We start from the raw sequence: 23,365 nt of genomic DNA on the forward strand, positions 1-23,365 counted from the left end.
AAAGACTTCGCCACGATCCATCAGTTTTTCATCGTATTCACACGTGTTTTATATCTCTTTGTTTTACTATAGTGCTACTAAAATTCATAAATGAGACAGAGAGATAACCTAGTATGAAAAATACATTTACTAAAAATTGTTTAGGCCACAGTCGTCAGCATTGTGCGCAAATACTATTAGCTCAAGGTATGGATAGTATTACCTTTGGACACTGGTTAGCGATTCCAAGCCAGCAGCTGTTACTTATTTTTCGGCATCAACACTGTGTCGCTGTTGATAGCTATCAACGCGCAGCTTGAGCCCTAACAGAGTTAACACGGTCTTTCTTTTTGAATATCCAAAAAAACCCTTTATGTTTCTTCTATTCAAACTCATGTGAGCTTGCTAGAAAAAATATAAAGGGCCAATCGTTCGACCATAAATAGCTTAAGTAATTGAGGTCACTGGTTGCTCAACATCGGCATTTTGACCACGATGACGTAGATAATGATCGAGCAAGACGATGGCTAGCATGGCCTCCGCAATGGGCGTTGCACGCACACCCACGCAAGGATCATGACGACCTTTAGTAAGCATATCGACCGCTTCACCTTGGGTATTGATACTTTTACCAGCGGTAGTGATACTAGACGTGGGTTTAAGCGCAATGCTGACGCGAATATCTTGACCTGATGAAATGCCGCCCAAAATACCGCCGGCATGATTGGCCGTAAAGCCGTCCGGGGTCATCTCATCACGAGCGCTATGACCGAATTGTTCAGCAACTGCCATACCGTCGCCAATCTCAACGCCTTTTACCGCATTGATACTCATCATAGCATGAGCAATTTCCGCATCTAATCGATCGAATACGGGTTCACCCAGTCCTACAGGGACACCGCTGGCAATGATTTCAAGGCGTGCACCGCAGCTGGTTCCTTGACGGCGCAAGCTATCTATCAGAGTCTCAAAGCGACCAACGGCTTCTTTATCCGCACAAAAGAATGGATTGCTATTCACAAACTCCCAATCAATCGTATTAGTATCTAATACTTCGCTACGTTCAGGACCTATTTGAGTGACATGACCACGGACTTGCACCCCTAGACGATCTTGCAAATACTTTTTAGCGATAGCCCCAGCAGCCACCCGCATCGCCGTTTCGCGGGCTGAGGAGCGCCCACCACCGCGATAATCGCGAAAGCCATACTTCATACTATAAGTATAATCAGCATGGCCGGGACGAAAAGTATCTTTAATCTCGGTGTAGTCTTTGGATTTCTGATTGGTATTACGAATCAGCAGCCCAATAGACGTGCCCGTCGTTTTGCCTTCAAATACGCCAGAGATAATTTCGACCTCATCGGACTCACGGCGTTGGGTTGAATATTTAGAGCTGCCTGGCTTGCGGCGGTCTAAATCAACTTGTAAGTCCGCTTCGCATAGCGCTAAACCTGGCGGCACACCATCTACAATGGCTAACAAACCAGCACCATGTGACTCACCGCAAGTGGTCACGCAAAAAAGTTTTCCAATACTGTTGCCTGCCATATCTGTCCTTAAACTTGTTGAATCTACTTGCGGGTATTTAGTTATTATTCATCAAAAACAACTATTCAATCAATACTAGCTTAACGGCTATTATTTTAGTGTTTAGTACTTTAATGACTAGTACTTTAATGACTAATATTTCAATGACTAGCATCTAATAGCTGTACATAGTTTGCAAACAGCTCACGGTGTTCCATTAATTCATCAAAAGTAATAGCAAACACACCATGACCGCCGTGTGCAAATTTCAGCCAATCGAACTGAATATCTGGATATGCTTGGCTTAATGCCCACTCGCTATCACCCACTTCACAGATCAACAAGCCTTCGGGGCTTAGATAATCTGCTGCCTCGAACAAAATACGATGTACCAAGTCCAGTCCGTCTTGACCAGCCGCTAGCGCATTTTCAGGCTCATATAAAAACTCAGGCGGCAAATCTGCCATAATGGCAGCATCGACATACGGTGGATTGGTAACGATCAACTCATATTGATTCTCAGCTGGTATCTTAGCAAATAAGTCAGATTCAATCACATTCACTTGATGACCGAGATCATGGTGATCAACGTTGACCATCGCTACTTCTAATGCTCCTTTGTCAATATCAACAGCATCAACCAGCGCATCAACGAAACGGGTTGCTAGCGCAATGGCAATACAGCCTGAACCGGTACATAAGTCTAAAATACGCTCTGGCTGCGACAATTGTTTCATCTCAAGGCCATGTCCATAAAACGCGGTTGAGTGATCGTTAACATTGGCACCAAGGGGCTTAGCCAGCTCGTTAGCATCAAAATACGGATGAAACTGCTGACGAATCAGCTCTGCTATTGGTGAGCGTGGAATCAAAACCCGCTCATCAACATAAAAGGGCAAATCACAAAAGTAAGACAGATTAATCAAATAGCTCAGTGGCTTACGTTCAGCAATACGCTCTTCTAACAGGCTAAGCACTGCGTTCTTTTCTGAGGTAGTCAAACGACAATCAAGAATCTGCTCATTGGCTGACCAGTCTAAAGACAAAGAATGCAAGACAATAGCGGAAGCTTCAGCAAACTCATCCGTCGTTCCTTGTGCCACTACCACGTCATAATTGCGCAGCTGAGTCACTGAAAAGCGAATAAAGTCGCGAATGCTAACCAGCTGCTGACGAGCTTCTTCAAGCTCCACATGCAGGGTGGCAAACTCACTATTCCCAATGAGAAGTCCGGCTTCATCCGTCTGCAAATCGTGATCCAAGTCTAAGTCTTGAGACTCATTATCACTGAAATATTGGTTCTGAAAATCTTTTGCGCTCATGATCTGGTCTTCTGGCATATCGCACCTTGTTAATATTGGTATTGTTAATACTAATTATGGAATTACTCGCTCATTAACTACATGCGGGCTGGTTGCACCGCTTTCAATTAAAAGCTTATCAGTTAAATAAAGCAGTTTAAGTATTATAGACGCAAACGTTAAACAGCGCCAATTACTGTAGTCTTTACTTTGACAAAAAATGGATTAGAGAAAGCATTCATTTAATGCAAGGTGGCTTTTTTAAACCAGCTGTATTGAATCAACTCTATCAAATCAGCTCTTATTAAAAAAGTACTATTAAAGCAGTTCTGTAGTCAACTCTATTTTTATGTAGCCGCCACCTTACCAAAAACTTGCTAGGCGCATAATCTGCGCAATAAAGCAGTTAAACCCTAGCTCAATTATCACCACATTGTTGTGAATACGTCAACAGCTGACGCTTGGCACACTATACGCAAAGAAAGGTGTGTCAAAAGTTTGCGAAGCGTTCAAATTATGCGCATAATAGCCCCATTGTAACCACCAACTGTGACTAAATATGATGAAAATAAAGCCACTTATTACCGCTATGTCTGTTGCCGTCCTTAGCGCCGGTATCAGTGTTAGTGCGCTTGCTGCGCCTAATGATAGTACACGCACCCTACCGGTACGCACGGCTGATAAGCTACCTAGCATTGCCAAGTTAGCTAGCCTCAATGTGCAAGAAAACCGTAGCAGCTCAATCGATGGCAGTGTGCCAGTCGCTACGGTTAAGCCAAAGTCTGAATCTGCTACCAATACTAAGCTTACCGATCGTATGGGGCAGCTTATTGATGCTAAGCAAGCGAATCAATCAAAATCAACACCAGAAGCAGTCGCTGCTGACAACATGAGCGCAGCAGAGCTGGCGCGTAAAGATGTACAATCTGATAGCACTGACGATATCAGTGAAGGTCAGGCCGTTGCCGCACCTAGCGATACTTCATCTATTGACTCGTCTGATCCATTGGCTTTTGAGCTGCCTGAGCATGAGCAGCGTCAAGACTTCAGTGATGATCCTACCATTAAGAATATCGAAGATATCGATGGTAAAAAACATACCACGCTGAACTTATCTAACTATGCCAAACAAGTTAACGGTGCCATATGGTCACCGAATATGAAAGTCAACTCGGCGATGACCATTAAGATGCAAGCCTTGCTGGATTGGAACCACGCCTCTCCTGGTGCTATTGATGGCGGTTGGGGTATGAACAGTAAAAAAGCCTTAATCAATTTCCAAAACATGAGAGATTTACCAGCAACGGGTAAGATGGATCAAAAAACATGGGATGCACTGATTAAAAACATCCCTGCCAACAAGCCAGTCTTGGTAACTTACACGTTAACCGACTCTGACATTAAGACTAATTTTGCTACCACGCCTTCAGGGTCAGAGGCCAAGTCAAAAATGAAAGGCTTGTATTACCAAGACATTAAAGAGATGCTCGGTGAACGCTTCCATATGGACGTGCGCTATCTTGATAAGTTGAATAAAAGCAAAACCTACCAAGCAGGCGAAACGATTACTGTACTAAATACCCGTTCGCCGCTTAAACAGCGTATCAACCGTGTGGTCGCTAATAAAGCAGACAAAACACTATATGCCTACAATGATGACAAGCTAGTCGCTACTTATCCAACTACCGTTGGTAGTGACGCCACCCCATCACCACGGGGTACCTATAAAATCATCAATAAGGTAAAAATGCCTTGGTATAAAGCGACTGTCGGTGAAGGCGATCAGAAAAAAATACACATGCTGCCACCCGGACCGAATAATCCAGTAGGCGTGGTATGGATGGGCCTGTCTAAGCCGTCCTATGGTCTGCACGGCTCACCTAAGCCTGAAGGCATTAGCCGTCAAGCGTCAGCAGGCTGCGTGCGCTTGACCAACTGGGATGTATTAGAAGTCTATGCCAATATCGAAAATGGCGCGACGGTTGAGCTAAAATAGAGTTGTTTGATTGGTAGAAGTATCTAACGGACACCAACGAAAAAAGACCTTTAAATAAGGTCTTTTTTTATGGCTGGTCTTTTACTGGCTAGTTTTTTATAAGCTATTTTTTATAAGCTATTTCTGTGAGCCATTGAGGTCATTACCGTTTATTTTAGATGATAGTTATTAGTGTATTTCTTTATAACCTTCTTCATTACCAGTAATGTTGCCAAGTCTTTTGGCAAAATACAAACTGATAGGTATACATATAATAAAGCCAAACGCGATAACTATTTGAATATGTAGTATCTGATTAAACCCTGTCACTAGTGCTGTAATCATGAGTACCCCAATAACTACAGTCAGTGCTATGGTAAAGACTACGGAGAATAGTGGCCAGTTCATGATTTAATCCTCATATTTTTTATGGGTATAATACCTTTATACACTAAATCCATACTAATAGTAAGTATTTAGCCTAAACGCCCAAGATACTTATGTCACAGGACTTTTATAAAAAACCATGATAATATTAGGGAGTTAGTTGATGACTTATAAAAATGTTTTATTTACATTAATTTTTTCCTCTCGTTTTCCCCGTTTTTTTCTCTTCTATCAAATTCCTATTTCTATTATCTTTGGGCGACTTGTCAAAACCGCTCACGACCTGCTTATTAACGTAACATCATCCGGTAGTAAAAAGCTCAGCCATCTTTTGTGATTTATTATTACAATTTTTTATAATTTATCATTACAATGGCTCCTCTCTTTTATTTTACTCATAAAGCCTTGTTATCATGACGTCATCTACGAACGCCCCACCGCCAAAAAAAGAGCCAGACACTCAATCGTCAACTCATGCGTTAGATAATGATAAAACTGGCAACAGCCATACAAGCCATCCTGTAGCAACTGATGAGCAGGTAGAAGTTAGCGAAGCTGATAAGAGTATAAAAAAGAATAAAGACGCCGGTGCACAGTATCCTGAAGTTGAAGTAGCCATGACTTCGCCCAGTCCCGACGTGGTCATCGCAACCTTGGAAACCCCTGACTCTCAGACTAAACTTTCTATGGAAGTACTCAAATCAGAGACACAAAACCAAGACGGTGCTCAAACAACCAATCAGGAAGCAGAAGCTGTTGCCGAACAAAACCCAACACCTGAGCCAACAGATAATACGTCTACTGACTCTATAAATATATCTAATAACTCTAAAAAGCCTGTTAACTCTGAAGACAGCAAGAGCGATAGCACTAATACCAACAACATGCCGCTTGAAGAAGATGTCAGCGAAAAAGAGCTTGATACACCGCCTCCCACTGCCGATGACAATCAGGACTCTGATGAAAACCAAAACTCTAATGGCAATCAAGAAGATGAGCTATCAGAAGCAGAATCCTTAGAAGAAGAACAAGAAGAGGTTAAAGAAGAACAAGAAGAGGTTAAAGAAGAAAAAGAATCGAAACTTGAGTCATATAAACAGTTCGTCGCTGAGCAATTTAGCAAGCAAAAAATTGACTACCCTGAAATACGGGTCACTATTGAGGCCAACGCATTACCAAGTAAAATGTATTTTGTCATGAATGTGCTGTCAGCCATTATTGCCAGTTACGGGCTGATTGCTAATTCAGCGGCGGTAGTTATTGGCGCGATGTTGGTCGCCATGATGCTAGGGCCTATTACTGGGGTAGCGCTGGCAATCATTGACTACCGAATGCCGTTACTACGCAAGTCGCTATTTACCGTAGCCGCTGGTGGGTTTTTGGTGATATTTGTGGGCTTTGTAGTGGGGTGGTTACATAAAGGTCAACCGCTGACCGCTGAAGTGTTATCGCGAACCCAGCCTACCTCTATGGACTTAATGATTGCGCTTGCCGGCGGCACGGCTGGTGCCTACGCCATGGTGTCGCCGCATTTATCTGTAGCGGTGGTCGGGGTGGCGGTAGCGACGGCTTTGGTGCCTCCACTAGCTTCAAGCGGCATCTTATTTGCCAATGGCGAGATGACACTTGGTTTTGGCGCAGCACTACTGGCATTAACTAATATTATTGCCATTCAATTTACCAACGCGATGGTGCTATGGTTCTTAGGATTTCGGCGCTTGGTCGATGATGATTATAAATCCAACACCTATTTGACTTTTTTGCGGCGCAATGCGGTGACTTTATTACTATTGATCGGTTTGGGAACTTATTTGACCATTAATCTTAATACCAATGCTCGACAACAAAACTTTGAGAATAACGTCAAAGAAACTATCAACAGTTACTTCAAAAACCAGGGTAATGTTCTGACTAATACTCAGTTTGATAGGGCAGATGGCAATGAAGTTGTGCGGGCAGTTATTCGAGGCGAGACCACGCCGAGCTCATATGATGTGCGCCAAATTGAAGCTACCATTACTCAAAATATGGTGGACAATTTCCCAGATTATTTGCCTATTAAGCTACAGCTGCGCTATCTACCCGTACAAGTGATTGAGTCCGACCCAATGATTCAAGATAAGCTTGATCAAACCGATGCCGCGATTTTGACTAACTAAGGTATGACACTAAATCTTGCGATAAACGTCCAAATAACATAACAATTGGACTGTCGTTTACTTAGTGCCTATTTGTGAATGATTAAACACGCCTTAGACGATTGTGCTAAAATCGCTTGCAAAATTATTTAATCCGTTTTTATTATTGTTCTTATTTAATCCGTTACTCATCCTATCCGTCAGTAAGGAGCCGCTGTGAGCCAGCCATTTCGCTCAGCCGATATTCGCCAAGCCTTTATCAATTTTTTTGTAAATAAGCAGCATACCCCCGTCTCCTCATCGAGCCTGATTCCACACAACGACCCAACATTGCTATTTACCAATGCCGGTATGAATCAGTTTAAAGAGACGTTTCTGGGCATGGAGCCACGTGATTATACGCGAGCAGTGACCTCGCAAAAATGTGTGCGCGCTGGTGGTAAACATAATGATTTGGATAACGTCGGCTATACCGCGCGTCATCATACCTTCTTTGAGATGCTGGGTAACTTCTCCTTTGGCGACTACTTTAAGCAAGCAGGTATTGGCTATATTTGGGAGTTTTTGACCTCAAATGAATGGTTAGCGATTGATAAAGACCGCTTGTACGTCACCATTTATGAGACTGACGATGAAGCGTACGATATATGGCACAAGGATATCGGCTTGCCAGCGGAACGTATTATTCGCATTGGTGATAACAAAGGCGCACCCTACGCCTCTGATAACTTTTGGACTATGGGTGACACTGGTCCTTGTGGTCCTTGTACCGAAGTGTTTTATGATCACGGTGCCGATATCGAAGGTGGCTTGCCTGGTACCCCTGAAGAAGATGGCGACCGCTTTATTGAGATTTGGAACTGCGTGTTTATGCAGTTTAATCGCCAAAAAGATGGCACCTTGCTACCGCTACCCGCCCCTAGTGTTGATACTGGTATGGGGCTTGAGCGTATTAGTGCCATTATGCAAGGCGTCCACGGTAACTATCAAATCGACTTATTTACCCATTTGATGGATGCTGCCGCCGAGATTTTAGAGATTAGTAATGAACAGCAAGCGTCCCTAAAAGTGATTGCGGACCATATCCGTGCCGTATCATTTTTAATTGCCGATGGCGTCATGCCTAGTAACGAAGGTCGCGGCTATGTACTACGCCGGATTATCCGTCGCGCGGTTCGTCATGGTAATAAGCTTGGCGCAGAAAGTGAGTTTTTCTATAAAATGGTCGCGCCTCTAGTGGCTGAAATGAGCGAAGCTTATCCAGAGCTTAAAGACCAGCAAAGCGTCATTGAAAACGCGATTCAAAAAGAAGAAAGCCAATTTGCCAAAACATTGGCGCAAGGGTTACGTCTATTAGCCACTGAACTCGAAAATTTGCAAGACGGTAACGTACTGTCTGGTGAAGCGGCATTTAAGTTATATGACACTTACGGTTTTCCACTAGATTTAACCGCTGATATTACTCGTGAGCGCGGTATTCGCATTGACGAAGCTGAATTTGATGAGCACATGCAAGCGCAGCGTGAACGCGCACGTGATGCTGGCAAATTTGATGTTGATTATAGTAGCGTCATCCAAGTAGATACCCCAACGACCTTTATCGGTTATGAGCAATTAGTAGAAGATAATGTCAATATCGTTGCCCTATATCAAGATGGTCAAGCAGTCGATAGCTTAGATGAAGGTATGGAAGGGGTTATTGTCCTTGACCGCACGCCCTTCTATGCCGAAGGCGGTGGACAGGTCGGTGAGCTGGGTGAAATTCGCAGTGCATCTGGTGTCTTTGAAGTGCAAGATACCAAAAAATCGGGGCAAGCCATCATTCATTATGGCGTGGTCACTATGGGCGAGATTAGTGCCCAACAAACAGCCGATGCCCAAGTGCTCTCCAGTATCCGTGCTGCTAGTGCTAAAAACCACTCTGCAACCCATCTACTTCATGCGGCTCTACGTCAAGTATTAGGCGCGGAAGTTACCCAAAAAGGCTCATTGGTCTCCAGTGAAGTACTGCGTTTTGACTTCTCTTACGACCAGCCTGTTACCAATGCAGAAATCACCCAAATTGAGCGCTTGGTCAATGAGCAAATTCAAGCCAATGCCCCTGCTTGTATCGAAAACATGTCCATCGATGAGGCCATGAATAAAGGGGCGATAGCGCTATTTGGCGAAAAGTATGGCAGCGACGTTCGCGTATTGACTATGGGCACCGATAGTATCGTCGATGGTCAACGTCAGCCCTTCTCTATTGAGCTGTGCGGTGGTCTCCACGTGCAACGTACCGGTGATATCGGGCTATTAAAAATTACCAGCGAATCGGGTATTGCCGCAGGCGTACGCCGTGTTGAAGCCGTTACGGGTATGAATGCGGTCAAATACGTTCAACAAAGCGAACAACAATTGAGCGAACTGGCCGGACAGCTCAAGGTTAAACGCCCTGAAGTGGCCCAGCGTGTCCGCACGATGGCAGACAAGCAGCGCGATCTAGAAAAACAGCTTGAGCGTTTGCAACAAAAAATAGCCAGCGCTCAAGCTGCTAATTTACTTGATGACGTGCAGACCATTGCGGGAACGCCAGTACTTATCAGCATTTTATCTGGTGTCGATAGTAAATCGATACGCACGCTAATGGACGATATTAAATCCAAACTTCCTGATAGTGTGATTGTACTCATTGGCGATAAAGACGAGCAGCTGGCATTAGCAGCCAGTGTTGCCAAATCTGTTACTGCTAAAGTTAAAGCGGGTGATATTATTCGTCATTTGGCAGATGAGCTTGGCGGCAAAGGTGGCGGTAAACCTGACTACGCCCAAGGCGGTGCACCAAAATCCGCAAATACGGCAGCAGTTATCAGCGCCCTACCTACTTGGCTTGAAGCTCAACTTAGCTAACAACCTTTTAACTGAGTATAGTGGTGGTGTATTGGGCACAAATCACGCGATTGGTTATACCCTCTATAACCAATCGCCATGCATCTAACCCTTACTGTGACTTAAATTTTGGGCGCAGATATGGTATAAAGTACAGCGCTCAGTCAATAAAGCAGTCAATAAAGAGCGATTCAGTTTTTATAATCCGGCTTCATTGTTATTAGCCTTAATCTAGAGCGTTCTTGATAAACAGACTCATTATAGATTAACGCTAATAACTCACAGATAGTCATTGATGAATAATAGGTAATATTTTTATGGCGTTAATAGTACAAAAATACGGCGGCACGTCAATGGGAAGTATCGACCGCATCAAAAACGTCGCGAAAAGGGTCAAGCGCTGGCATGATAACGGTCATCGGATTGTGGTCGTAGTATCCGCTATGAGCGGAGAAACCAATCGTCTCATCGACTTAGCACGTCAAATTAGCAGCGAACCTGATCCCCGTGAATATGATCAAATGGTCTCCACTGGTGAGCAAGTGTCTATTTCACTTCTTGCAATGGCGATTAAAGAGCTTGGTGTTGGTGCGCACTCCTTCACCGGTCGTCAAGTAGCGATTAAAACCGATGGTGCTCATAATAAAGCCCGTATCGAAAGCATTGATGATAAAAATATCCGTGAGCAGTTAGATGCTGGCAATGTGGTGATCGTTGCAGGTTTCCAAGGAATCGACGACCAGGGTAATGCCACCACCTTAGGCCGCGGCGGTTCTGATACTACTGGTGTGGCAATTGCAGCCGCATTAGGCGCAGATGAGTGCCAAATCTATACCGATGTTGACGGCGTCTATACCACCGACCCGCGTGTCACCTCAAAAGCCAAAAAGCTTGAAAAAATCACATTTGAAGAGATGTTAGAGATGGCAAGCCTAGGCTCTAAAATTCTACAGATTCGCTCAGTAGAGTTTGCCGGCAAATACGGCGTGCCGTTACGTGTGTTATCTAGCTTTGACGAAAACAACGATGGCAGCTATGACGATGACTTTAAGCAAAACGTCGGCACCTTAATTACGATAGACGAAGGAGACAACATGGAACAGGCAATCATCTCAGGTATCGCCTTTAACCGCGATGAGGCAAAAATTGTGGTACGCGGTGTGCCCGACCACCCGGGTATCGCCTCTGCTATCCTGAGCCCTATAGGGCGCGCGAATATCGAAATTGACATGATTGTTCAAAATCTATCGACCAATGGCACCACTGACTTTAGCTTTACCGTCAATCGCACTGACCTGGACAAAACCATGAAAGTGCTTAATGAGGAAGTTAAGAACGAGATTGGTGCTAAGGAAGTGTTGGGCAATAATGATGTGGTCAAAGTCTCCTTGGTGGGCGTTGGCATGCGCTCACACGCTGGCGTTGCTAGCCTCATGTTCCAAACATTGGCTGAAAACAATATCAATATTCAAATGATATCAACCAGTGAAATTAAAGTCTCTGTACTTATCCAAGAGCAATATTTGGAAAAAGCGGTCAAATCGCTACATACCGCTTTTGGTCTTGACCGTGAAGATGGGGATAGTAAAATTGCTGGGCAATAATAGATAAAATAGCAATCAACACTATTCAATCAGTTCTAATCTAATAGGGTCCTCTACGACCCTATTTTTTTCGGCTTCATAACTGCTACTTTCAGTATTTATACAGCAGTTTTATGAAAAGCCGTGACAGTATCTATTATGCCACCTATAATAGACTCTTCATTTGGGCTAAATGAATTTACCTATTATCACCACGACCCGCAGCCTTTTGGGCAATTTGCCTAGCTGTTTTGTTTTTTAACGGTAAAATTTTAAATAAGATTTTTTATTATAAACAGCATGATAGTTTTGTTGCGCGGTGATATCCTGCAATTGAGATATAACTTAATGAGCAATAATTTGTTAATGCGACATAAGGAGTGTGACGCATGTTAATTTTGACACGTCGAGTGGGCGAAACGTTAATGGTTGGCGATGAGGTTAGTGTGACTGTCTTAGGCGTCAAGGGCAATCAAGTACGTATCGGTGTTAATGCACCAAAAGATATTGCCGTACACCGTGAAGAGATTTATCAGCGCATTCAACATGAGCGTGCTGTACAGTCGCAAATGCAGCATCTTGAACAAGGCAGTTTTGCGCCTTCATTCGATGACGAAGACTACTTTAACCGTTAAGCTGTCACCCCTAACATTTAATCACTAAGCATAAATTAATCATCAAGTATTTTTTGCTTTTTAATCTGCTTTGAGGTCATTTATTTATGAGTATCCGCCAATCAGATGTATCGGCTCTACTTAATGGTTTGAATAAAAAAGCCATTGGATTTAATGATGTCATCAGCTTTATTGATGATTTCTATCGTTATGCGCCCGCACCTTTTACCAATGGTATGGTAATCAATGCCGCAGGCGAGAACGAAGGTAGCGCCAAAGTGTTCGGTTTTGCTAAGCATCATGGCCTAAGTCAACTGGACACGCTAAAGCTCTTCGGTGAGCATTATGCACAAGTGGAAGCGACGCCCAATGGTACGGATCATGCCAATATTCGTAATTTTTTACATTGGGGTTGGCAAGGGTTTTTGATGCAGAAAAATCCGTTGACTGTTCGTCCAAGCGTTGATACCACAGCGCTTTAATATTGTTTTAAGTTTAATGATTTAGACTAAAAAAAGCCACGCTATTAATGATAGCGTGGCTTTTTTATTATTTATAAAGGGCATAACTGTTGTTAGATAAACACTGATATTCAACCGCTAATAAATAATCTTTAATAAACAACCACTAATAAACAATCGCGACTAAATTGCTTTATTTATCACGAAATTTTACCGGTTGAATTGCACCTTTAGGATTGGGCATATTAGGATAATGATGCTCGTGCTCGACATCACACTCAGCGCCAACAATAGAGCCGTCGTTTTTAATGGGCTTATGCATGTAGCCGGTACGCTCAGCTGGCGCTAGGTGTTCATGTTCCCATACCATTACTGCTTGCATACAAGTTTCGCGTTGCTCAGTCGTCAATTTCTGACCATCAGGCCACTTTCCTAGCTCTATAGCCATACGGAATTTGTCGGCTATTTCAGGTGTTAAGCTTGCTAATATCGTTTGTTTGTCCATTTTTCTACTCTCCGCTACTATTTTTTATATTATATATGCGCTTATTCTTCATCCATAATATCATCATCAACGTCAAGGCTGAACTCTTCGGCATGTACATTCCAGTGCAATTTGGTGCGGCAGGCTTCATAAAAGTCGAATCCTGGTGGATGCAGCAAGGTGAGCTTGTCAGGATGCTTGCGAATATACAAGCGCTGCTCTTGCTCTAAAGGCACGCTTTGCTTACCATCAGCGCTAACCATAGGTTGGGTACGATTGTCCTCGTGGATGCGGATACAAATTTCGCTATTGCCACTAACAACAATAGGTCTGCTCGACAAGGTGTGCGGATGCATAGGCACCAAACAGATAGCATCCATACTAGGATGGATAATAGGGCCGCCACCCGATAACGCATATGCAGTTGAGCCGGTCGGCGTTGCCGCAATTAAGCCATCACTGTGCTGACGATAAACATCCTGACCATCAATCTTCATTTGAAAATCAATCATATGTACCGATTTACCGGCATGCAATACCACATCGTTCAATGCCATATCTTCGTGAATAATTTGGCGCCCTTCCCGAATCTCCATGGTCAACAAAAACCGATGATCCAGCTGATAGTCGCCCATCAGTACTTGGCGCAGTTTAAAGGCCGCTTCATCAGGTTTTACATCGGCTAAAAATCCAAGACGACCACGGTTAACACCCAATACTGGCACACGATAACGAGCCAAAGCTTCAGCAGCGTGTAATATCGAACCATCCCCGCCCACCACAATAACTAAGTCGCAAATTTCACCAATGAGACTGCGCTTGACGATTTTAACTTTTTCTATTTCAGTGAGGTCTAATGTTGGCAGATTAGAGGTTTGCACATCCATGATCAGGGTCAGCCCCATCTCATTAATAGTTTGAGAAATTTGGACTAGACTTTGGGTCACGCTACGTTTTCCTGCGCGTCCCATGAGGCCAATACGTCGAAAAGCAGGATTTTTAATAGCGTGAAACAGCTCTGATTCATGCAAATGCGGCAATCTTTCTGACTGCGCTGAGTTTTCCATAAAACGACTCGGCATAACAATAAAGTACGCGACAATGATAGCGATAAATGAACGATTAAACTAGCATGTTTTACTCATCATCGTTGTTAACTGTCGTAATCGACCCCATATATGAGACATCATGCGCGCTTTTTGCACTAATTGGTAACGCGTTCATGCTGATATTTGAGATTACTGCTTACTTGAGCCCATAAACTACTAAATAACGGCGCTAAACCTTGATTACTGTCACTTAAACACCGTTGACAATATGAGCGGTTTTGCTAAAGTAGCTGACATCTATAATTACTTAATTTACATCTTTTACTGAGGACATATGTATGGCCAATCCTATTGTCAGTCGCGCAGAGCTTGCGATCGGCGGCGAGCCGATGACCGTCAAAGGCGTGATACAAAAGACCACTCTATTACTTGGGCTGTCTGCCATTACTGGTGTGGGCTTTTTCTTTTATGCCCTTATGGCAGGACTGTCGCAAGGTTTTATCACCGCTACCGCCTTTGGTAGTATGTTCGCCGCGTTCGGTTTAGCACTATATATCACTTTTAAGCCCCAAAAAGCCAAAACCTTAGCAATACCTTTTGCACTGTTAGAAGGTATTTTCTTAGGTGGTATCTCGCTATTCTTTATGAGAATGTATCCAAGCGTGCCAGTCACCGCTATGTGTGCGACCTTCGTAACTGCAGCAGTGATGCTCGGACTGTATCGTTCGGGTCTCATTAAGGTCACTGAGAAATTTCGCTCAATCGTAACCTCAGCTATCATTGCCATTATGTTGGTTTACGTTGCGCAATGGGTGCTTTCTCTAGCATTTGGCTCAAGTTTGCCGTTTTTATTTGAGGGTGGCGCTATTGCTATTGGCTTTAGCTTGTTTGTGATTGTTATCGCCTCTTTTACTCTGTTATTAGACTTCGATAACATTGACCGCGGCGTAGCGGCGGGTGTCTCTGAAGATTACGAATGGTTGTTCAGTATCGGTATTATTACGACCCTAGTATGGATGTACATTGAATTTATGCGTCTGCTAAGCTACTTACAAGACTAATTTAAAGGTAGTTTCAAAAAGCTACTTATAACTGAGAATAAGAACCGTCTGTGGCTATAATATTTAGCTACAGGCGGTTTTTTATGGTCAAGAATTTGAGTTACTTTTTTGAGTAAGTAATTATTGGTTCAAATTAAACTAAGCACGTTTTAAACGTAACGCATTTAAAACTACCAGTAACGAGCTAAGCGACATACCAATGGCTGCAAGCCAAGGCGGGACGTAACCAAATATGGCTGGCAATAACACAACCCCGTTATAACCCAGTGCCCAGCGAAAGTTTTGTTTGATAATACGTTCGGTTTTATCAGCGATACGCTTAGCGGCAGCGATAGCTTCGATTTGACCATTTAGGATAATACTATCGCTTGAGACTTGCGCTAAATCAGCCGCGCCCGCGATTGAAGTTGAAACGTCAGCAGCGGCCAATACCGGTGCATCATTAATACCGTCACCAACCATCAGTACCACCGCACCCTTTGCTTGCAGTTGTTGGATATGTTCAACTTTCGCCGTTGGCGATAGACCGTTATATGCCGACTGTATACCTAAAGAGTCGGCAACGACGAGCGCCTGTGGACTAGGATCGCCAGTCAACATCACTGACTCAATACCCAGTGCTTTAAGCTTATCAAGCATTGGCTGCGCGGTATCACGTACCTTGTCATTGAAATAGAAGCACGCCAGCGCTCGCCATGAATCTGACTCCACATCATTATTAGTACTGGTATCAGCATCAGTTTGTAATGATGGTTGGCGACAAGATAAGACCACTGCCGAGCTGGCGCGATGTGCGGATAAGTCTGGATTCAAATCGTTACTAGTGTTGACGCTATCAGCCCTTCTATCTAAAGCAAAATCAACATGACCTATTCGGTAAAATACGCCATCAATAGTAGCCTCTACCCCGCCTGCTGGATAATGTTGCAAAGCTTGGGTTGATGGTAGATGTAACTGATAGGCCGCAGTCAGCAACGCATGAGCAACCGGATGACGACTGCCTACTTCAAGGGCGGCTGCTATTGATAATAGCTTGTCTGTTTGGGTAGTTGATTCTGTTGAAGCGCTAGTGGATGCTAGCAGCTCAATATTTAATAGATTGGGCTTACCATAAGTAAGCGTACCGGTCTTATCAAAGGCGACATGAGTAATCTCTGCTAAGGTCTGTAAGGTATGACCACGAGTGGTTAAAAAGCCATAGCTGGCCAGACGATTGGTAGAAACCGTTAGAGCAATTGGTGTTGCTAAAGACAAGGCGCAGGGACAAGTAGCTACTAAGACGGCTACCGTTGCCCAAATCGCTTGGCTGGGATCAACGATATACCAGCCAATAAATACCAACGCTGACAATACCAAAATCCGTGCTACGAACCAGCGCGCCAGCTTATCTGCTTGCTGCGCTAATTTTGGCTTTTCACTCATAGCTCGGTTCATTAACCGATCAATCAGGCCAATCTGGCTGTCGGCTTGTAATGCGGTAACCAGCATCTCAAACGGTTGGCTGTCATTCTGTGCGCCACCGACGATATAGTCGCCTTGACGCTTTGCAATCAAATCTCCCTCGCCAGTCAATAAGCTTTGGGAGACGGTGGCGGTTTGGCTGAGTAAGATACCATCACTGATAATCTCAGCACCTGCATCAATCATGATGATGTCACCGACTTGCAAACTTTGTGCGGTGACCATTTTCTTTTTTGTGGTAGAAATTGGATTCTGACAGCTCGACTGTTGCCAGTCTTGAGCAATACGAGATGTGACCTTATGCACATTGGCATCTATACTTTTCATAAAGTCTGGCAACGTACGTGGCTGAGAAATGGCTAACGAATCAGTTTGCAGACTTAAATTAGTAAGAGGCAAATTATCCATGCTATCTATGCTATCTATGCTATCTATGCTATCTATGCCATCTATGCCATCAAGCCTATCAAGCCTATCAACAGACTCATTAGGCACGGTATTGCCATTAATTTGCGCCAACTGCTCAAGAATCAGCTCGGCAGCGGCTTTATCTTCAGCGATTTTTTGTACTAAGACTGGCTCCACCACCACCAAGTCATTGGCCATAGTCGCCGCTTTTAGCCGCGCGTTGTGCTCAATATAACGTCCTGCCAGTAAGAAGAAAATAAACATACTGACCGAATCATAATAAGTCTGCCCGTATCCGGTAACAGTAGCGTAAAGACTAGCAAAAAAGGTCACAATCAGGGCAACACTGACGGGCACATCCATATTGACTTGTCGAGCACGAATCGCTGACCATGCGGAAGTAAAAAATGGAACACCGGCATAAAAGAACACTGGGATACTGACAAATAAAGATACCCAGCGCAGAAAATCACGCTGTAATATCAGCATGCCGCTATATTCACCAAAATACAGGGCTACCGCATACATCATCGCTTGCATCGCACCTAGAGCGGCTATACCTAACCGCAATAGCATCTTGTTAGTATGCTTTGCCAGCATGGCTTCATGAGTGTCTTGGCGATAGGGCTTGGCTTCATAACCAATCGCATTAATCACCGCTAAGATACGGCTAATTGGCAGTTTGGTTTCATCCCAGATCACACGCATACGCTGGTTGGTCAAGTTGACCTGACATTTATCAATACCATCAATCTCGTACAGCCGCGACTCTATTAGCCACGTACAAGCCGCGCAGCGTAGATTGTTCACTGATAGCTCAGCAACCGATAACCCATCTTGCGCGTAGACAAATTGTGATTTTATTTCATCATGGTCATAAGCTTCAAGGCGGGTCATTTGCGTGGGCAAACTTGCGGTACGGTTGATCTCTGAGCGATCAAGATAATACTGCTCAAGTCCCGCTTCAACGATACTTTGCGACGCTAGCTGACAACCCATACAGCACATCTCACGTGATGAGCCGAGTATATCAGCATGAAATGGTGGGCGCGGCACGGGATCACCGCAATGAAAGCAGTGGCCTGCTGTCGGCAGCACCAGTCCTTGGGTTATGGAGTGATCGTCGTAATGAGAGGCAGTAGATGACGAGGCGCTGGACATGGTAGATATAATTTCCTTTAAGCAGGCTTACTTTGACCTTGATGATACTGAATTTAGCTTGAATCAAGCTGATACAAATTTGATAGTAGCCGATAATCCATAGAAAAAACATTATGGCAATCCACATAAACAGTTAGCATAGATTGCTGTCTTATATGGCATTCATCCATCACATTAAAAGCTTAATAACTTTATATTAAAAGTCCAATAGCTTTAAATTAAAAGTCTAGTGGCTTCGGCTCTCATTTCTCATTCGTTTAGTGATTACTTAGCCTAGCGGTTGTTTAACGACGGTTTAACACTCAAGCCGTGTGATGATAAACCGCCTGACCATATATCACTAACCAGTATACACCTCCATAGAACTATACTCAGGAATAGCGAATGAATGAAGGCGTTGATGATGATAGATTGAAAAACTTATCAATTTACGTCATTATGAGGCAGTTTTTTATCTCAAAACGGTGTGTTATCAGTGCAAAAATCCCATTCTAAGCTATCACAGTCGCCTAAGTCTGCCGTAAGCACCCTGCCCTCACAGCAGCGGGGCTTGGTGTTTAGTAGTATATTACTAATCATCATCATCGCAGGTATGGTGTTATTGGCGCTGTATTTGGTCAAGCTTGACCGTACTATTACCCACAAGTTTGAAGGCAAACGCTGGGATATCCCTGCTAAGGTTTATTCACAGCCACTTGAGCTATATCAAGGTGCCAGTGTCGATAAAGATACAATGAAGACTTGGCTTGAGCTTCTCAATTACCGTAGTAATAAGGCCTATGATAGCACTGGCACTTATCGTAAATCAGGTAACACCTATTTTATCCATACACGGGGCTTTACTTATAGCGCCAATGATGTTGATAAAGAACAAGTCATTAAGATGACCATTGCCGGTAATAAGATTGAATCGATCCAAAGCACCTTACCTGCCAAGACCGGTATCATTCGGCTTGAACCCGTTAATATCGGTGGTATTTACCCCGATAGTAATGAAGATCGAATGGTCGTTTCTCTAGATGAGGTGCCACAGCCGCTGATTGATGCGCTAATAGCGACTGAAGATCGCGGTTTTTATGAGCATAAAGGGGTTTCAATACGTGGTATTGCGCGAGCCGTGATCAATAACTTCACCGGTGGTGCTAGGCAAGGTGGCTCAACCATCACGCAGCAGCTGATCAAAAATTTCTACTTAAACTCCGATCGCACGCTAAAACGTAAAGCCAATGAAGCCATGATGGCAGTGCTACTAGAGCTGCACTATAGCAAAGATGAAATACTGCAAACCTATTTGAACGAGATTTACTTAGGTCAGAATGGCAACCGTTCTATTAATGGTTTTGGCTTGGCATCACAATTTTATTTTAATCAGCCGCTCAATGAGCTGCGCTTAGATCAACAAGCCATGCTAGTCGGTATGGCAAAAGGCCCTAGCGTCTATAATCCACGTCGCAACCCCAACGACTCCAAGGCGCGCCGTAATATCGTGCTCAGTAATATGTTATCAGTGGGTACGCTGTCTCAAGAAGACTATGATGCTGCGATAGAGAAACCGCTTGATGTGGTTGATAAACCCGTTGAAGGAAAAAGTCAGTTCCCTGACTTTTTGGATATCGTCAAGCGTGAGCTGAATGACGTCTATTATTCAGATGATCTTAAGAACGAAGGTTTAATCATTATTAGTACGCTCAATCCTATTGCCCAACTAGCCGCAGATAAAGCCGTTGATAAAAAACTTGGTGAGTTGCGCCGTGGTAGTAGTAAAACCAAAGATTTACAAGGAGCATTGGTCAGTGCCAATCCTGAAACGGGTGAGCTAGTCGCTGTGGTAGGTAGTGGTAGCGAATTTACCGGCTTTAACCGCGCGGTCGATGCCAAGCGGCAAGTGGGCTCATTGTTAAAACCAATTATCTATATGACCGCGCTTGAAAGTGGTCGCTATAACTTGGCAAGCTCGGTCGATGATTCACCAATTACGGTCAATTTAAGCGACGGCACTGAATGGAACCCCAAAAACTACGCTGGTCGCGATCATGGTTATGTCCCTTTGACCACGGCGCTGGCCAATTCTTATAACCAAGCTACTGTGCGCTTAGGAATGGAATTTGGTATCGATACTTTTGCCAAGCAACTACAGCGTATGGGAATACAAGAAAAAATCCCTGCCTATCCCTCAGCATTACTAGGCGCAGTTAATCTTAGCCCAATGGATATGCTTGGTGTCTATCAAGTGTTTGCTACTGGCGGTTTTCGCACCCCGATTCATAGTATCCGTACAGTAATCGATGATCGCGGACGTATTTTGCAGCGGACTGGATTAAATACCCGGCGCAGTATCCCACCTGAGACCAACTATTTGACTAACTATGCATTGCAAGAGGTGGTCAAAAACGGTACTGGCAAACAGGCTAAATCGCTTGGCAGTAATTTAAATCTCGCTGGCAAAACCGGCACGACTAACGATTACCGTGACGCCTGGTTTGCCGGCTACAGTGGCAACTATGTCAGTGTGGTTTGGGTTGGCCGTGATGACAATAAGCCAATTGGACTTAGCGGTGGTACAGGGGCACTGCCAGTATGGGTCGACTATATGAAGCGGCTAAAACTGACGCCAGTATCCATGCCAGAACCAGAAGGTATTGAGTGGTTATGGCTTGAAAATAACTCCGGAAAACTATCCAATGAGCGTTGTTCTGATGCACGCTATCTGCCTGTCATGTCAGCATACTTGCCAGAAGAGGCCAGCAGTTGTGCTCTTGGCTTATACCAGCAGGAACGCGCACGCGAGCAACAACAGTGGCAAAATGATCAAGGATCTCAACAACAACAGCGCCGCCGCGAAGGGCTAGATATTCCAAATGGCGAAGCAATTGATAATCAGGATAACAATGCGACGCCAAACAATGGCGATGCGCAAAAACGTGCCGACACTTGGTATGACCGTGCGCTCGAATGGTTCTAAGGTTATTTTTTGAAATTTAAGAAAGGGCTTTAACATGCTGTCATCTATGCAAAAAACTGTATCATCTAAACACAAGCGAATTACGAGCGTACGGTCTGCTAAGCAGATCAAGCTCTCTGAAATGATGCTTGCCACCAGCGCCATTATCGGTATGCTAAGTTTAAGCGCCTGTCAAACTGTGCCGACTACAACCACAGCGACGTCTACTCAAGCCTCGTCAACAGCCGTCACTAACACGACAGCTGTGACCCAAACGCCTGCAGTCGACAGTAACGATTACGAAGACGACTACCCTATTGAGCCTTATGTTCGGCCCGAACCGTCCGCTGTGCCAAATCCATCAACCGAACAAACACCAGTATCAGTGCCACCCATGACCATACCCAGTACGGTCATCATAACGCCCTCTAATGATGATTATACAATCACGCCACCGCCAATAGTACAGCCAACATTCCCACCAGCAGTGCAGCCAGAATCGCCGTCACATAATGAGCTATTAGAGCGCGCACGGCAAAATTCAAAACAGCAAAGTCGACAAGCCCCTTCTAATAACAGTAACTTACCGGCATTTCAAAATTTGATGCAATCTGGTATTGGCCAGCTAAAAGCGGGGAACTTGACCGCTGCTGAGAGTAGCTTTACCCGTGCTCAACGTCTTGCTCCCAGATCATCAGCTGTCTATTTTTACTTGTCACAAGTGGCACTCAAAAAGAACCAACCTCGCAAGGCAGAAGCGATGGCTCGAAGGGGTTTAACGGTCTCAAAAGATACCAGTCGTCGCCGTGCATTGTGGCAGCTTATTCTGCGCTCAGGGCAATTGCAGAACAGTTCGCGGGTTATCCGTGAGGCCCAGCAGGCATTGCGTTAGGTGTTCGGCTTTTAGAAGCTCAATCTAAACAATAAATTTTAGATTTTTAGCACAGCACTTTTTTATTATTTTTATTATTCCCACCTATTTATTTTTTATTTTAATCTAAGGTTATCGTTATGGCATGGCAACAACTGCATTTACAATGTGAAAAGGCAAACGTTGATTTGGCAGAGACATTATTATTGGAGGCAGGCGCACTGTCCATTGCGTTAGATGATGCGGGCGATCAACCTTTATTTGAGCCCTTGCCAGGGGAGTCACCACTATGGGATGAGGTCATTTTGACTGGGCTTTTTGATGCCACCACTGAGGTAGGCAGCCAGCAAGTGGTTGAGCAGTTGGGCCACGAAATAGCCGCCCAAGTGCAAGCCAGTCGCACTTGGCTGACTGCCGTTGATGACAAGGATTGGGAGCGCGAGTGGATGACTCACTATCGTCCTATTGAGTGCGCCAATAATCTTTGGATTGTGCCAAACTGGCTCAAACCACCAAACCCTGATGCCACCAATATTATTATGGATCCTGGGCTGGCATTTGGTACAGGCTATCATGCCACTACCCGCCTGTGTTTGGATTGGCTGACAGAACAAGATTTAAGTAATAAGGTAGTCATTGATTATGGTTGCGGTTCAGGTATCTTAGGTATTGGCGCCCTGTTATTAGGGGCTCGGCATGTCTATGCGGTAGATATTGACCCGCAAGCAGTATTGGCTACCAATCAAAATGCCGCGCGTAATCATGTCGAAGATCGTTTGCAAGCGTTTTTACCTGATGAATTTACTGCCTATTGCACTCAGCATAATGTTGAGCCGGTCGATGTTATTGTAGCCAATATTTTAGCCAAGCCTCTCATCGGCTTAGCGCCTTATTTTGCTACCTTAATTGCCTCAAAAGGTCGTATTGTGCTAGCAGGATTGATTGAATCACAAACTGAGGAGGTCAGTGATGCCTATAGTCCTTACTTCGCTTTGGATGCTAAACACGCGTTTACGGCACAAGAAGACCAACATTGGCAGCGCTTATCAGGCACATTTACAGGCTAGCAACATTTAATTACATCTGTTACGAT

General features: G+C 44.2%; 16 protein-coding genes and 1 pseudogene. 11 read left to right on the forward strand and 6 right to left on the reverse strand.

The features are described from left to right. The first annotated feature begins 113 nt into the window (after nt 1-113). Entirely contained in the window at nt 114-299 is a 186-nt protein-coding gene (locus JMX97_RS00475; protein WP_201553992.1) for a hypothetical protein, read from the forward strand. A 127-nt stretch (nt 300-426) separates the two neighbouring features. Here the strand turns inward: JMX97_RS00475 and aroC are convergent, their stop codons facing one another. Further along, nucleotides 427-1,530, reverse strand: coding sequence for a chorismate synthase (aroC, locus tag JMX97_RS00480; protein WP_201553994.1), 1,104 nt, complete (start codon nt 1,528-1,530; stop codon nt 427-429). A 140-nt stretch (nt 1,531-1,670) separates the two neighbouring features. Then, the gene (gene prmB / locus JMX97_RS00485) at nt 1,671-2,849 is read right to left on the reverse strand and encodes a 50S ribosomal protein L3 N(5)-glutamine methyltransferase (protein WP_201553996.1); all 1,179 of its coding nucleotides are present in this window, start codon (nt 2,847-2,849) and stop codon (nt 1,671-1,673) included. A gap of 520 nt (nt 2,850-3,369) precedes the next feature. On the opposite strand from prmB, the gene JMX97_RS00490 reads away from it, so the two are divergent. Next, a complete protein-coding gene (locus JMX97_RS00490) occupies nt 3,370-4,806 on the forward strand; it encodes a L,D-transpeptidase family protein (RefSeq protein WP_201553998.1) in 1,437 nt (478 codons plus the stop codon). Between the two features lie 168 nt (nt 4,807-4,974). Here JMX97_RS00490 and JMX97_RS00495 read toward each other — a convergent pair whose 3' ends face one another. Next, complete coding sequence (locus JMX97_RS00495) at nt 4,975-5,193, reverse strand: hypothetical protein (RefSeq protein ID WP_201554000.1); 219 nt, start codon at nt 5,191-5,193, stop codon at nt 4,975-4,977. A gap of 392 nt (nt 5,194-5,585) precedes the next feature. Between JMX97_RS00495 and JMX97_RS00500 the strand changes: the two genes are divergently transcribed. The 5 genes and pseudogenes from JMX97_RS00500 (at nt 5,586) to JMX97_RS00525 (ending at nt 12,857) form a co-directional block, all read left to right on the forward strand. After that, on the forward strand, nt 5,586-7,331 hold the full coding sequence (locus tag JMX97_RS00500; protein WP_227671362.1) for a TIGR00341 family protein: 1,746 nt from the start codon (nt 5,586-5,588) through the stop codon (nt 7,329-7,331). Between the two features lie 195 nt (nt 7,332-7,526). After that, complete coding sequence (gene alaS / locus JMX97_RS00505; protein WP_201554002.1) at nt 7,527-10,199, forward strand: alanine--tRNA ligase; 2,673 nt, start codon at nt 7,527-7,529, stop codon at nt 10,197-10,199. A 296-nt stretch (nt 10,200-10,495) separates the two neighbouring features. Next, nucleotides 10,496-11,782, forward strand: coding sequence for an aspartate kinase (locus JMX97_RS00515; protein WP_201554004.1), 1,287 nt, complete (start codon nt 10,496-10,498; stop codon nt 11,780-11,782). Between the two features lie 368 nt (nt 11,783-12,150). Continuing rightward, nucleotides 12,151-12,318 (forward strand): annotated as a pseudogene (gene csrA / locus JMX97_RS00520) (carbon storage regulator CsrA); the annotation flags it as partial. A gap of 164 nt (nt 12,319-12,482) precedes the next feature. Beyond that, nucleotides 12,483-12,857: a HopJ type III effector protein gene (locus JMX97_RS00525; protein WP_201554008.1), complete on the forward strand. Its 375-nt coding sequence runs from the start codon at nt 12,483-12,485 to the stop codon at nt 12,855-12,857. A 172-nt stretch (nt 12,858-13,029) separates the two neighbouring features. Here the strand turns inward: JMX97_RS00525 and JMX97_RS00530 are convergent, their stop codons facing one another. Together JMX97_RS00530 and JMX97_RS00535 are read right to left on the reverse strand one after the other, a co-directional pair. Further along, complete coding sequence (locus tag JMX97_RS00530) at nt 13,030-13,341, reverse strand: YeaC family protein (protein WP_201554009.1); 312 nt, start codon at nt 13,339-13,341, stop codon at nt 13,030-13,032. Between the two features lie 41 nt (nt 13,342-13,382). After that, a complete protein-coding gene (locus tag JMX97_RS00535; RefSeq protein ID WP_227671361.1) occupies nt 13,383-14,387 on the reverse strand; it encodes an NAD(+) kinase in 1,005 nt (334 codons plus the stop codon). A 320-nt stretch (nt 14,388-14,707) separates the two neighbouring features. Here JMX97_RS00535 and JMX97_RS00540 point away from each other — a divergent pair, with 320 nt between their 5' ends. Further along, on the forward strand, nt 14,708-15,430 hold the full coding sequence (locus JMX97_RS00540) for a Bax inhibitor-1/YccA family membrane protein (RefSeq protein WP_201554013.1): 723 nt from the start codon (nt 14,708-14,710) through the stop codon (nt 15,428-15,430). 138 nt (nt 15,431-15,568) lie between these two features. Here JMX97_RS00540 and JMX97_RS00545 read toward each other — a convergent pair whose 3' ends face one another. Beyond that, on the reverse strand, nt 15,569-18,460 hold the full coding sequence (locus JMX97_RS00545; RefSeq protein WP_201554015.1) for a heavy metal translocating P-type ATPase: 2,892 nt from the start codon (nt 18,458-18,460) through the stop codon (nt 15,569-15,571). A 475-nt stretch (nt 18,461-18,935) separates the two neighbouring features. On the opposite strand from JMX97_RS00545, the gene mrcB reads away from it, so the two are divergent. The 3 genes from mrcB to prmA all read left to right on the forward strand — a co-directional run bounded on the left by mrcB (nt 18,936) and on the right by prmA (nt 23,339). After that, entirely contained in the window at nt 18,936-21,422 is a 2,487-nt protein-coding gene (mrcB, locus tag JMX97_RS00550) for a penicillin-binding protein 1B (RefSeq protein WP_201554017.1), read from the forward strand. Nucleotides 21,423-21,456: 34 nt separating this feature from the next. Beyond that, nucleotides 21,457-22,293, forward strand: coding sequence for a tetratricopeptide repeat protein (locus JMX97_RS00555; protein WP_201554019.1), 837 nt, complete (start codon nt 21,457-21,459; stop codon nt 22,291-22,293). A 119-nt stretch (nt 22,294-22,412) separates the two neighbouring features. After that, entirely contained in the window at nt 22,413-23,339 is a 927-nt protein-coding gene (gene prmA / locus JMX97_RS00560; RefSeq protein WP_201554021.1) for a 50S ribosomal protein L11 methyltransferase, read from the forward strand. The last annotated feature ends 26 nt before the right edge of the window (nt 23,340-23,365 follow it).

This window comes from Psychrobacter sp. 72-O-c (genome assembly GCF_904846605.1).
Classification (GTDB): domain Bacteria; phylum Pseudomonadota; class Gammaproteobacteria; order Pseudomonadales; family Moraxellaceae; genus Psychrobacter.